Origin of the sequence: Bacillus sp. SG-1, assembly GCF_000181495.1 — a bacterium.
In the GTDB taxonomy this organism is placed as follows: Bacteria; Bacillota; Bacilli; order Bacillales; family Bacillaceae_B; genus Rossellomorea.
On record NZ_ABCF01000070.1, the window covers coordinates 1 to 13,792 of the forward strand.

The window sequence follows — 13,792 nt, forward strand, 5'->3', positions numbered from 1 at the left end:
CCGTTGGCATCAATTGCATTTTCCAACAGTTCTTTAACGACTGAAGCAGGACGTTCGACAACTTCACCTGCAGCGATTTTATTGGACAAAGCATCATCAAGTTGAAAAATCTTACCCATATTTCCCACCTCCTTATTTTTTCAATTTCTTTTGGAGCTCATAGAGGGCATTCATCGCCTGTAACGGATTCATTTCAAGAATATCGAATGATTTTAGTTCTTCAATAAGCTTACGTTCTTTTTTACTTAGGTCGCCGCCACTCTGCTGTACTTTTTTGTCCTCTTGGAAAAATGACAGCTGTGCGGGCTGTTCTTCTTGCGTTTTTTCTGCAACCTTAGAAGTCTGCTGATAAGAAGCATTTCGTCCAGGATTGTTGTCTGTCTTTTGTTCAAGCTTTTCCAAAATTTCATTCGCCCTGACAATCAGGTTTTCAGGAAGCTCTGCCAATTGAGCTACATGAATTCCATAACTCTTATCCGCTGCTCCCTCTTTAATTTTATGAAGGAATACAAGATTTCCGTTATGTTCCATCGCACTGACATGAATATTCTTCACGTTAGCCAATTCCTGTTCGAGAACCGTCAACTCATGATAATGCGTGGAGAATAAAGTTTTTGCCTTAATATTCTCATGTATATATTCAATGATTGCCTGTGCCAGTGCCATTCCGTCATAAGTGCTCGTCCCTCTTCCGATCTCATCAAAAAGAATCAAGCTGTCCTGTGTCGCGTTGGTAATTGCATTTTTCGCCTCAAGCATTTCCACCATGAAAGTACTTTGTCCCGATATTAGGTCATCCGCTGCTCCAATTCGTGTAAACACCTGGTCAAAGATAGGCAGACTTGCCTCTTTAGCAGGGACATAACACCCGATTTGGGCAAGGATTGCCGTAAGGGCCAGCTGCCTCATATACGTACTCTTACCAGACATGTTCGGTCCGGTGACCAGCAAGATTTCCCTTTCCTGATCCATGTAGCAGTCATTCGGTACATATTCCTGGGCATCCATCACTTTTTCCACAACTGGATGGCGTCCATCTGTTATCATGATTTTTCTATCACGATTAAAAGATGGTTTCACATAATGCCTCTTCTCACTTACAGTCGCAAAGCATTGCAGTACATCAATTTCACTAACGACCCTTGCCAGCTTCTGCAAGCGCGGTATATATTCTTTAACGGTTTCTCTGATGTTAAGGAACAAGTCATACTCCAGCTCAATGCTTTTCTCATCGGCTTGAAGAATCAGGGCTTCCTTCTCTTTCAATTCCGGCGTGATAAAGCGTTCTGCGTTTGTCAGTGTCTGTTTGCGCTCATAACGGCCTTCTTCCAACAACCCGAGATTCGCTTTGGTCACTTCGATATAATATCCGAATACACGGTTATACCCGACTTTCAGGGAACGAATGCCGGTTCTTTCGCGCTCTTCTCTTTCCAGCTGAGCAATCCATGTCTTTCCGTTTCTGCTTGCATCCCGGTATTGGTCAAGTTCTTCGTGATAGCCGTCTTTGATGATATTTCCTTCTTTGATAGAAAGCGGCGGCTGATCATGGAGGGAATCATGAAGCATACCAGTAAGTTCATCACATGGATCAATGGATTTCAGGATTTCATCCGCAATATCGTGACCCAGTTCACCGATGATATTTTTCAACAGGGGAATCTGGCCAAGTGATTTTCTTAGCTGAATGAGATCCCTTGCATTGACGTTCCCAAATGCAACTCTTCCGGCAAGACGTTCTAAGTCGTAGACCTCTTTTAGAAGATCCCTTATATCTTCACGTTCAAAGAACCGCTCCTGAAGAAGTTGAACCATGCTGTGTCTCTTCTCAATTTCTTTCTGATCAATCAATGGACGGTCAATCCACCGTTTCAGCATTCTGGCACCCATGGCTGTCATCGTTTCATCAAGAAGCCAAAGCAATGAACCTTTCTTTCCTTTAGCACGGATGGTTTCTGTTAGTTCCAGATTTCTCTTTGAATAGTAATCTATCTTCATGAACTGATGAATTTGATAGGTTTCCACTTTTTGCAGATGATCAAGACTCCTTTTCTGGGTCCTGAATAAATAGTTCAACAATCTGCAAACTGTTTTCGTAAGTTTGTCCTGCTTTAAATCATCGAGAAGTAACCTGTAGTTTTCATTGGTGTCCGTTTCATTTTCAAAAGAAATCGTGACACCTGTACGGTCAACAAGTTTCCTTTTCAGTTCTTCATCGAACTCGGAATGAACAACCACTTCCTTTGCCCCGATGGTTGCCAGTTCATTAACGGTCTCATCAAAGCTTGCGGACAATTGAGTTACCTTCGTTTCTCCTGTTGATAAGTCACTGTAAGCCAATGCTGCCGTATTGTCGTCAAATAGACTGATAGAGGCGATATAGTTATTCTCTTTATCCTGCAGCCCTTTACCGTCCATGACTGTTCCTGGTGTAATCAGTTGTACGACTTCTCTTTTCACGACGCCTTTCGCCTGTTTCGGATCTTCTGTCTGTTCACAAATTGCCACTTTATATCCTTTTTCAATCAGCTGTTCTATATAATTGGGCGCTGAATGATAGGGTATGCCGCACATCGGGATTCGTTCGGTGCCCCCGCCTTCACGGCTCGTTAATGTAATTTCAAGTTCCTGAGAAGCTTTGATTGCATCCTCAAAGAACATTTCATAAAAATCGCCTAAACGAAAAAACAAAAAGGCATCTTGATACTCTGCCTTCACTTTTAAGTATTGCATAATCATTGGAGTGTATGTCGCCATTGGCCAACCAAACCTTTCCGATCTTATCTAGTAATCTACAAACACTAATTATATCACAGCAAGAGGTTTTTTTATATTGAAGGAAACAACAGGCAGGATTTGAGATACGTGGAAGGATTAGCAGAAGGAAACCCTTCTTACTGAAGGTTAGTAAAAAAACATTAAAGCTATATGTCCTGTCGAATAGAATTTTGTAATTTAGATGAGATTGTGTATAAAGAACAGACCTTTTAGAAAATAGCCATATAATAAGAGTGAAAGGAAGTGGGAACCGTAGCTTAAGTATAATTGCGTCTAATTTTAAATTATTGCTTCTAATCCTGGTTTATTGCGTCTAGTTCCCAATAATTGCGTCCAGCTCAATCCCCTTGGGCTTTTGACAATTTTCATCAGTAAAAGAAAAGCCGATTCCCCTCATGGAGAAACGACCTAGTAACTAGTTATACTCGAGAAATTCAACTCTGTTTCCAAAAGGATCGTTTACAAAAATCCTTTTTCTGTCTTCAATCTTCGTATCTTCCTTTACTTCATAACCATTTTCTTCAAGTCTGCTTCTGACAGCTTCAATATTCTTTACGACAATTCCAGGGTGTGCTTTTAATGCAGGAGAAAAGTCAGTTTCTACACCGATGTGCAATTCCTGGTTTCCGCAATGAAACCAGCAGCCACCTCCCGCTTTAAGTTTCTCGGGCTTCTCCATTTCCTTCATACCAAGAACCTTTCCATAGAACTGTCGCTCCCTATCTTCAGAACCTGCAGGTGCAGCTAATTGTATATGATCTAATCCAATCATTTTGAATGTCATCCCAATCCCTCCTCTTTTCTTTCATCATACTACTTTTTTCAACCCTTTCCCAAGCAGGAACAGTTTTTTACACAGCAAAAAGATGCGGCTGGAGCGACCGCATCTGTCTAAATTGCTCTTGTCATAGTACACAAATTGAAATTCAAACTACAGCCGAAAAGAGCCCGTTATTGAAGTTTTCAATATTCCTCTGAAAAATTCTCATTCAAGAAATGTGATGTAATAAAAAAACTAGGAAGAGGCCGTCTTCCTAGTCTCCGTTATTCTTCGTCAAGCCCTTCCAGGAAGTCCGGGTTGAGCTCTTCAAAATCGTCATCGTCGAAGTCGCAATCCCAGTCGTCATCGCAGCCATCCGGGTTAACCAGGACACAAACCTTTGTTTCGCCGATGACTTCGACTTGGAATTCTCGCTCTACATGTACGATGATTTTGTTGCCGTTTGGTGAAATAACCGCTTCCACGCAGTTAGGCTGCTGCAGTACGATTGCATTTACTTCTTTATCATCTAAGCAGTCAGGATCACGATACTTCAACTTGATGACATCACAGTATTCCACTCTCTCTGTTACAACGGAAGTCTTCCTGTTGTCATCATGGGAATACCAGACGTTGATCTCGTAGAAGCCGGACACTTCGACTTTTTTGCCGACTTTGTGTGCTTCGTACGTGTGATTTATGATCCAGCAGCCTAAAATGCTCGATGGATGATGCGGCGGGCTAATCGTATGATGGGATTGAGTGAATTTGCGTCCCTTCGCTACGACCGCTTTGGTAATGATCTCTCTGTATTCTGCCATTCGAGCGTACCTCCTCATTCATTTTCAATTCATCTTATGCGGGCGTCTAGACGTTTGTGCGAGTATTTTAAGAATGGTGACAAATTAGTTTCGAGATAGTTCATTGTATGCTTAAAAATAGTGAATGTTCCCATTTTCCCGATTGGTTGAAAACTGGGCAATCGAAATTTCAGAAAGAAAAAAAGACTAAAAAGAAGGATTCTGCATCCGTAATATAATATGATGGTTAGAGGAAAAAAGACTTCATATATCAGGGGGATTGCTTTGTTACATAAAGGGTCAAGTGCATATGAAGAGAAAGAATTCTTTGAGAACTTCCAGTCGCGGAGGCAAAGAAAAGAAAGTCCGAACAACGCAATGGAAAAGCCGGTTCTTCTTGAACTGCTCGGTAATGTTCATGATAAGGATGTATTGGATCTGGGATGTGGTGATGGTCAGTTTAGTAAAGAGCTGCTGGATGCCGGGGTTCTTCACTATAGGGGGATGGATGGATCAAAAAATATGATTGATAGTGCCCTTGCCAACTTTCAGACTGATAAGGCTGCTTTTCAATTAGGAGACCTAGAAAGTTTGAAACTGAAGGAAAGCTATGACCTGATTGTGTCACGAATGGTCCTTCACTACATTGAAAACTTAGATCATCTCATGTATGAAGTGTATAAAGCGTTAAAGCCGGGCGGCCAATTTGTTTTTTCTGTGATGCACCCGGTCATCACGGCAACCTTTGATCACTTTTCCGGAAAAGAAAAGCGCAGCCATTGGGTTGTAGACAACTATTTTGAAACCGGTAAAAGAGTCGAAGCGTGGATGGATCATTCAGTGGTGAAGTACCATCGAACCATTGAAGACTATATCTCTTTGACCCTTAGGGCAGGATTCAAAATCCGTAACTTAAAGGAGGCAGCCCCGAGGAAATCCGCCTTTGCTGATGAAGAAGAGTTTAACAGAAGGTCGAAAATACCACTGTTCCTCATTTTGCAGCTTCAGAAATAAAAGGCTTTTCACATCCTTCATTTCATGCTTAAATAAAACTACCTCCCCTGGAGGAATTCAAGCATGAGGTGAATATCAATTGGCGAAAAGCAAGGCAAGAAAGAAACGCGATCATTTGCTGAGGACACGAGGCAGAGATGTAACCATCTTAAGAGGGTCTCAGGCTGACTTCAGTACCCACGAAAGAAAGACACTGACTAAAAGTGAAAAACTTCAAAGAAACCGAACTAAACATAAAAAGCGCTATCTTCAAAACGAATGCCCTGAAGATAGCGCTTTTTATTTTGCACAAAAAAAAACTGACTCCCGCATAAAAGGAGCCAGTTTTTTAAATGGTTTAACAGCTGCCAGGTGTAGAGTGCTTTACATGGGAACCTGTTTCCCCTCTTAAAAGATCTCCGCCGGTAGACGTTAGAATTTGATCTGTAACAGTGTTTGAGATTGTAGATGCAACAATTTGAAGAAGATCGTTCACATCAACTTGGGACTGCTTAAATTCCTGGACAACCGGAATTGCATCGATGTCTTCCTCAAGTTTTTCAATTTTAGCTTCAACCATTTTCAGAGCTTCCGTTTTACCATAGTGCTGGAAGTTCACTGCCTGCTTTTGTAAGCTCTTGATGCTTGAAATCATTTCACGTACCTTTTGATTTTCATGGATTTGTGCTTCTGCACGTTTGAAAAAATCAACTTCTTCAGTTTCAGCAATCATGTTTGCAAGATCAGCTGCACTCTTCATAATATCGTCTTTTGTATATTTTGCCATTTTACTTCACCTCTGCTGTTTCTTCTAGGAATTCTGAACCAATCTGGCCTTCTTCAATCATTTCCCCATTGAGTGACCAAGATTTAGTATCAGTAATTTTAACTTTTACAATTTTGCCGATTGCCGTTTTAGGAGCTTTAAAGTTTACAAGCTTGCTGCGGCGAGTGTATCCTGCTAGGATTTCCGGGTTCTTCTTGCTTTCCCCTTCAACCAGTACTTCTACGATCTTGCCTTCATATTGCTTAAGCGCTTCTCCTGAGTATTCATTAACAAGTTGATTCAGGCGCTGCAAACGCTCTTTTTTGACTTCCATCGGTACATTGTCATTCATTTTCGCTGCAGGAGTACCTTCCCTTGGTGAATAGATATACGTGAAGGCTGATTCGAAGCCGACCTCCCGGTATAAGGAAAGTGTTTCTTCGAACTGCTCTTCCGTTTCATTGGGGTAGCCGACAATGATGTCTGTCGTCAGGGCAACTCCAGGCATGGCCGCCTTGATTTTACCTACAAGCTCCAGGAACCTTTCACGGGTATATTTACGAGCCATGATTTTCAATACAGCAGATGATCCTGATTGTACTGGAAGATGGATATGCTCAACAAGATTACCTTTTTTCGCAAGAACTTCAATCAAGTGATCATCGAAGTCACGTGGATGGCTTGTTGTGAACCGGATGCGCGGAATATCGATTTTGCGGAGCTCATCCATCAAGTCACCCAATCCATAATTCTCAAGATCTTCAATGTCTTTACCGTATGCATTTACATTCTGACCAAGGAGAGTGACTTCCTGATAGCCCTGTGCAGCAAGGTGACGGACTTCCTGAATGATCTCTTCAGGTCTTCTGCTCCGTTCTTTTCCTCTTGTATAAGGAACGATACAGTATGTGCAGAATTTATCACAGCCGTACATAATGTTCACCCATGCCTTAATGTTGCCGCGGCGCACTTTAGGAAGGTTCTCAATGACATCTCCCTCTTTGGACCAGACCTCTACAACCATTGCCTTCGACATATAGGCTTCATTAAGAATATTTGGAAGGCGGTGGATATTGTGAGTACCGAAAATCATATCTACCTGGTGATATGTTTTAAGGATTTTGTTAACGACCGATTCTTCCTGCGACATACAACCACATACACCGATAAGAAGTTCAGGTTTTTCGCGCTTCAGATGTTTTAAGTGTCCAAGTTCGCCAAATACTTTGTTTTCAGCATTTTCACGGATGGCACATGTATTTAGAAGAATGACATCTGCATCATCAGTGTTATCTGTCGCTTCATAGCCGAGTGCCATGAAGATCCCTGCCATGACTTCGGTATCATGTTCATTCATCTGGCAGCCGTATGTGCGGATGTAGAACTTTTTATTATCGCCCATTCCACGGAACTTTTCATCAATTTTAAAGTCATTATGATATTCAACTGACTCTTTTCCCCGCTTTTTTGCGTCTTTCAACGATGGAGGAATATAGACACTTTGGAAGTATTTTGAATAGTCTTTTTCTGTCTTTTTATCTGTCGTTCCGGCCGCTTGCTGACCGTGTTTTCGTTGTTCTTCATTCATTGAAATTTGACTCCTTTCCTGCCCTGCTCAGAAATGCGCTTTGCAGGCGTATAAGAATACGCAGCCGACGCATTATAAAAACATATCTGTTATCTGCTGTTTCTATTATAAAAATACTGATAGTTTTTCACAAAAGGATTGCACGTTAATCTAGTATAAAGCTTTTTCAGCCCTGATACAATAGATGCATCCAGATGTTGCAAAATGTTCATTTAATCCTTTAAAGCGCTAAGAGGGACAGTCCCTCTTAGCGCTTTAAAGGACTAAAGAAAAAAAGAGCCCGCCATGTTGTAATGGCCGACCCTTTCGATTCAATTTACTCCGGCAAGGTTTCATAGAAATTCTCAAACAGGAATTTCTTGACCTGACTCTCGCTGTAATTTTTCTGCAGTGATCCTACCAAATTGTCGTATTCCCTGTAACAAGACAACCCTTCTACCGTTTGGGAGATCCCGTCGAAATCTGAACCAAAGCCGACATGATTCTCGCCGCCTAATGAACATACATGGTCCAGGTGTCGGAGGATATCTGAAACATCGGCTTCCCCACCCTGATTCAGAAATGGCGGTACAAATGTTAAACCCATCACTCCGTCTTTCTTAATCAGTGCTTTAATTTGGTCATCTTTCAAGTTCCTTGGGTGCCCACAATGGCGGAAGGTATTCGAATGGGATGCTATCGGATACTTTGTTATTTCAATGGTATCCCAGAAAGAGCGCTCACAAAGATGTGAAACGTCCGTCAAGATTTTGTGATCATTCAAGAATTCAACGGTTTCCCTGCCAAACTTTGTCAAACCTGCAGCTCTGGGTTCCAATGCTCCATCCGCTACTGCGTTTGCCCAGTTCCAGGTTAAACCTACAGCCCTGACCCCCAGTTGATATAATGTGTGCAGTTTCACAAGATCTTCTTCAATGGCCTCACATCCTTCAAGGGTGAGCATTGCGCCTATCTCATCCTCTTTCAAATCGGCAATGTCCTTCTTGGAATGAACCATCTTCATTTTTGGGTTCGGTTCAAGGATCTTTTTATGAAAAACCTCCACCATCTCCAAAGCCGTCTGGAATCGCTGACCGGGTTTTAAATACGAAGGCAGGTAAATGGCAAAAAGCTGCACCTTGCTTCCTGCCTGCCTCAACTGGGGATATGTAATATGTAAATCGGATTGACTTTGAAAAGAAACATCCTCCTTATAATGGTGAAGTTTTAAAAGGACGTCGCAATGGCCGTCAAAAATCATATAAAAACTCCTCTCTCAATCATTCTAGTCTTTATATATACTTCTTGAAATTCCACTAAACTCCTTTTCTACTTGGAAAAATAAAACGCTGTGTTCGTATTGATTGTTGCTATCGGAAAAGTCCAAAAGGCCGGATTTCCCCCTCGGATACAAGGGCTTATCTAACTGAACAGGGTGAATTGCTCTTTTCTTTTTTGTTTACCAGGATAATTCCAGTGAAATATGTTTATTTCTCTTGAATTTCATAATGAATAGCAACAAAGTTTTAGAAAAGAGCCAAATAAAAAGAGGCTGTCCCATAAAGTTCAGCGGACAAACCTCTTTTTCTTTCATCTCGGTTCAATAATCAACTTTATAGCGGTACGTTCTTCCCCGTCAATCAGGATATCGGTGAATGCAGGAATGCATATAAGGTCTACCCCGCCGGGAGCGACAAATCCCCTGGCAATGGCAACCGCTTTGACCGCCTGATTGAGGGCTCCTGCCCCGATTGCTTGTATCTCTGCTGCTCCTCTCTCACGAAGAACTCCGGCAAGTGCACCAGCTACAGAATTAGGATTGGATTTTGCTGAAACTTTTAATATTTCCATTTCTTTTCCTCCTTGTCATTTCCCCATACCGAATGTTCAAAGCAAAGAACAACCTGGTATTAACGATTCCACTGCTACTATATTCACGAAATAGGGAAATCATTCCCGCTTGGCCCAAAAAAGGAGTTGACAAGCCTAAAAAGCGGAAGCGGCCGTTCAGCGACGTACAGATTACAGGGCTCTCGTATGAGATAAAGGACACACGAAGAGTGAGCGATTTTCGATGTTGACTTATCGCAAGGAGGGGATTGGCAGTACGATAGCCGTTAGGGCACTGAAACTGAATTGATAAAAGCGTAGCGGCCGATTATCGATTACGGATTGTTTCAAGTACATTCAGCCAGCCTTAATAATGGCTTTTCTCACAACACTAACCTACAATCCCATACCGGCCTTATAACTACCCCGACCTTACCCAACACACCCATCGACAACCTCATAACGGCCTTTTGACTACCCCGATTTAGTACACCCCACCAATCGACACCTTCATAATAATCCTATGACTACCCCGACCTAGCCCAATCCATCAATCTACAACCTCATAACTGCCTTTTGACTACCCGGATTTTGCACACCCCTTCATACGATACAGCGGCCAGATATCCACCCGGAACCACCCTCAGAAAATAAACAAGAAAAATCCCGTCTTATCGCCAGAACATAGAAAATTCCCTAAAAAAAAAGCAAAAGCACCACTGAATGGTCCTTTTGCTTTTTTTATATTATTCAGCCATAAACGGGTGATCATCATTGATCAAGATGCGATCGATACTCTTCGCCATACCCGTTTTTTCATTGATTTCGATAATAACACCACTCAAAAGCTTTCGGCCTTTGCTTGGCACTTCAAATCGCACAGGAAGGCTTGTCATGAACCTGTTGATGACTGATTCCTTGTTCATTCCCAGGATTTCATCATACGGACCCGTCATCCCTACATCCGCTATAAAAGCAGTTCCCTTAGGCAACACCCGGTTGTCAGCTGTCTGGATATGGGTATGTGTCCCAACCACTGCAGAAACCTTTCCATCCAGGAACCACCCCATGGCCTGTTTCTCACTCGTCGCTTCTGCATGAAAATCAACAAAAACAAAGGGTGTTCTTTCTTTTGCCTGAGCCACAAGTTCTTCAGCTGCTTCAAACGGACAATCCAAAGCCGGCATGAAGGTCCTACCCTGAAGATTGATGATCGCTGTTTCAAAACCATTGATATTGATGAACGTTATACCGCTTCCCGGCGTCCCTTTTGGATAGTTAGCGGGTCTTACCATCAATTTCGTATTATCGATAAAATCAAATATTTCTCTATTATCCCAAGTATGGTTCCCCATTGTAATGATATTGGCTCCATCATTCAAAAAGCGTTTATAAATCTTTTCAGTTATGCCTTTACCTCCAGCGGCATTCTCTCCATTCACAATCGTAACGGAAGGACGATACTTCGCTTTCAGCTTCGGTAAATATTCAGAAACCATTTCACGGCCCAAGGACCCTACTACATCTCCAATAAATAAGATATTCATTTGCAAACCCTTTCTCTTTCAACATTTCTTCCATTTTATCATAGCACCTACTAAAACTCATACTGCATCCCTTTAACGCACTAAAAGGGACTGTCCCTCTTAGTGTGTTAAAGGGGTAAAGCATATCTGCAGGCAAAGAAAAAGCGGTGTGAAATCACACCGCTTTACTTTGCGTATTCAACCGCTCTTGTTTCCCGAATGACCGTGACTTTGATATGGCCTGGATAATCCAGTTCCTCTTCAATCCGTTTTCGGATGTCACGCGCCAGTCGGTGAGCTTCCAGATCATCAATGGATTCTGGTTTAACCATGATACGAACCTCTCTACCGGCTTGAATTGCGAATGACTTCTCTACACCCTCATAGGATTCAGAGATATCCTCAAGCTTTTCTAAGCGGCGAATATAGTTCTCAAGTGTTTCACTTCTGGCACCTGGTCTTGCAGCTGAAAGTGCATCAGCAGCAGCGACAAGTACTGAAATGACAGACGTTGGTTCTGTGTCCCCGTGATGGGAAGCGATACTGTTGATGACCACAGGATGTTCCTTGTACTTCGTAGCCAATTCAACACCGATTTCAACGTGGCTTCCTTCCACTTCATGATCAATGGCTTTACCAATATCATGAAGCAGTCCGGCACGGCGGGCAAGAGTTACATCTTCACCAAGCTCAGCAGCAAGCAATCCTGAAAGGAATGCTACTTCCGTTGAGTGTTTCAGAACGTTTTGACCATAGCTTGTACGGAATTTCAAGCGTCCTAAAATCTTGATTAAATCTGGATGGAGCCCATGAACACCAACATCAAATGTTGTTTGTTCACCAATTTCACGGATATGCTCATCCACTTCCCGTCTCGCTTTATCAACCATTTCCTCGATACGGGCTGGATGGATACGTCCGTCTTGTACCAGTTTTTCAAGCGCAATTCTTGCAGTTTCGCGTCGAATTGGATCAAAACCGGATAAGATAACCGCTTCTGGCGTATCATCAATAATTAAATCGATACCAGTCAGCGTTTCTAATGTACGAATATTACGTCCTTCTCGACCAATGATGCGACCTTTCATCTCATCATTCGGAAGGTTTACAACAGATACCGTTGTCTCTGCAACATGCTCTGCTGCACAACGCTGGATTGCAAGTGAAAGGATCTCTTTCGCTTTCTTATCAGAGTCCTCTTTCGCACGAGTTTCATGCTCTCTGATCATTAAGGCAAGATCATGAGATAGTTCATTCTCAGTGCGGTCCAGGATGATCGCTTTCGCCTCATCACGCGTAAGTGCAGAGATGCGTTCCAATTCGGTCTGCTGTAGTCGTATCATCTCGTCCACTTTGCTTTCCATCTCTTCAATATGTTGTTGTCTTTCGTTTAGAGCTGCCTCTTTTCTTTCAAGCTGAGATTCACGCTTATCAAGCGATTCATCTTTACGATCGAGGTTCTCTTCTTTTTGCATTAAACGATTTTCCTGCTTTTGCAATTCATTTCTTCGTTCACGAAGGTCATTTTCCATATCAGTACGAAGCTTATGATTTTCATCCTTTGCTTCTAAGAGCTTTTCCTTCTTCAGAGCCTCTGCCTCGCGCTTAGCATCTTCAAGAATCTGCTCTGCAGAACCTTTAGCTCCAGCAATCTTTGCTTCAGCAATGGATTTACGAATAAAATATCCAACAACTACACCGACGATTAGGCCAAGCAAAATGGAGATGATTGTAATGAGTTCCATCATTTCACCTCCCCTTGCTATGAACTTTTGTCATGTCTTTTACATGTCGGCTGGTACATTGTTTCCAAAGGTTTCAATATACAGCGCTAGGCTTTCAAATATTAACATTCGAAAATTTGTAAAATATACATGTTAATTTTAAATCTCAGAATATTCATTGTCAAGGGGCTGAGACTTTTCCCCCTTGATTCCTCTGGATTTTTTCGATTTATGCATGTTTTTGACCCTAATATGAAAAAAGAAGCAGAGAACTGTTCCCTGCTTCTTTAAAAAAGTCTTATTTGTCCAGCAACAATTCATCTTGAGCTTCTTCAGTTTCCGCTTTGCCTGTATCCAAGCCATAATGGTCGCGGATCTTTAGCATGATTTCATTGCGGATCTCAGGATTTTCCTTCAAGAAAATCTTTGCATTTTCTCGACCCTGACCAAGGCGTTCTTCATTGTAAGAATACCAAGCTCCGCTCTTTTGAACGATATCAAGCTCAGAACCCATGTCGATAATTTCGCCTTCTCTGGAAATCCCTTGTCCGTACATGATATCAACTTCAGCCACTCTGAAAGGAGGAGCCACCTTATTCTTGACTACCTTGACTTTCGTTTTATTTCCGACCATTTCGTTTCCTTGCTTCAGTGTCTCAGCACGACGGACTTCAAGACGGACAGAGGAGTAGAACTTCAATGCACGTCCACCAGGAGTTGTTTCTGGGTTACCGAACATAACACCGACTTTTTCACGAATCTGGTTAATAAAGATGGCAATCGTTTTAGACTTATTGATCGCACCTGAAAGTTTTCTCAGGGCTTGAGACATCAAACGTGCCTGAAGACCAACGTGAGAGTCACCCATTTCTCCTTCGATTTCCGCTTTCGGAACCAATGCAGCAACAGAGTCAATAACGAGAATATCAACAGCACCGCTTCGTACAAGTGCCTCAGCGATTTCCAATGCCTGCTCACCAGTATCCGGCTGGGAAAGGAGTAGTTCATCGATGTTTACACCAAGTTTTTGTGCGTATACCGGGTCGAG

General features: G+C 42.3%; 12 protein-coding genes. 1 reads left to right on the plus strand and 11 read right to left on the minus strand.

What is annotated here, in order from left to right:
* The 4 genes from BSG1_RS21430 to BSG1_RS16585 form a co-directional block, all read right to left on the minus strand.
* Positions 1-119: hypothetical protein (locus BSG1_RS21430; RefSeq protein ID WP_232214252.1), on the minus strand; the 119-nt coding region annotated here is incomplete at its 3' end.
* 13 nt (positions 120-132) lie between these two features.
* The gene (gene mutS / locus BSG1_RS16575) at positions 133-2,757 is read right to left on the minus strand and encodes a DNA mismatch repair protein MutS (RefSeq protein WP_006838319.1); all 2,625 of its coding nucleotides are present in this window, start codon (positions 2,755-2,757) and stop codon (positions 133-135) included.
* Positions 2,758-3,193: 436 nt separating this feature from the next.
* Positions 3,194-3,562: a VOC family protein gene (locus tag BSG1_RS16580; RefSeq protein ID WP_006838320.1), complete on the minus strand. Its 369-nt coding sequence runs from the start codon at positions 3,560-3,562 to the stop codon at positions 3,194-3,196.
* Between the two features lie 260 nt (positions 3,563-3,822).
* On the minus strand, positions 3,823-4,359 hold the full coding sequence (locus BSG1_RS16585) for an outer spore coat protein CotE (RefSeq protein WP_006838321.1): 537 nt from the start codon (positions 4,357-4,359) through the stop codon (positions 3,823-3,825).
* Positions 4,360-4,623: 264 nt separating this feature from the next.
* Here BSG1_RS16585 and BSG1_RS16590 point away from each other — a divergent pair, with 264 nt between their 5' ends.
* Positions 4,624-5,352, plus strand: a complete 729-nt coding sequence (locus BSG1_RS16590) for a class I SAM-dependent methyltransferase (protein WP_044023059.1) — start codon at positions 4,624-4,626, stop codon at positions 5,350-5,352.
* 337 nt (positions 5,353-5,689) lie between these two features.
* Here the strand turns inward: BSG1_RS16590 and BSG1_RS16595 are convergent, their stop codons facing one another.
* From BSG1_RS16595 to recA, 7 genes are all read right to left on the minus strand, one after another.
* On the minus strand, positions 5,690-6,118 hold the full coding sequence (locus BSG1_RS16595) for a RicAFT regulatory complex protein RicA family protein (protein WP_006838323.1): 429 nt from the start codon (positions 6,116-6,118) through the stop codon (positions 5,690-5,692).
* A 1-nt stretch (position 6,119) separates the two neighbouring features.
* Positions 6,120-7,685 carry a tRNA (N6-isopentenyl adenosine(37)-C2)-methylthiotransferase MiaB gene (gene miaB, locus BSG1_RS16600; RefSeq protein ID WP_006838324.1) on the minus strand — a complete coding sequence of 522 codons (1,566 nt, stop codon included), beginning with the start codon at positions 7,683-7,685 and terminating at the stop codon, positions 6,120-6,122.
* Positions 7,686-8,001: 316 nt separating this feature from the next.
* Entirely contained in the window at positions 8,002-8,925 is a 924-nt protein-coding gene (locus tag BSG1_RS16605; protein ID WP_006838325.1) for a dipeptidase, read from the minus strand.
* A 329-nt stretch (positions 8,926-9,254) separates the two neighbouring features.
* Positions 9,255-9,515, minus strand: coding sequence for a stage V sporulation protein SpoVS (gene spoVS, locus BSG1_RS16610; RefSeq protein ID WP_006838327.1), 261 nt, complete (start codon positions 9,513-9,515; stop codon positions 9,255-9,257).
* Positions 9,516-10,240: 725 nt separating this feature from the next.
* Complete coding sequence (locus BSG1_RS16615; RefSeq protein ID WP_006838328.1) at positions 10,241-11,041, minus strand: TIGR00282 family metallophosphoesterase; 801 nt, start codon at positions 11,039-11,041, stop codon at positions 10,241-10,243.
* A 164-nt stretch (positions 11,042-11,205) separates the two neighbouring features.
* Entirely contained in the window at positions 11,206-12,768 is a 1,563-nt protein-coding gene (rny, locus tag BSG1_RS16620) for a ribonuclease Y (protein ID WP_006838329.1), read from the minus strand.
* 274 nt (positions 12,769-13,042) lie between these two features.
* Positions 13,043-13,792: recombinase RecA (recA, locus tag BSG1_RS16625; protein ID WP_006838331.1), on the minus strand; the 750-nt coding region annotated here is incomplete at its 5' end.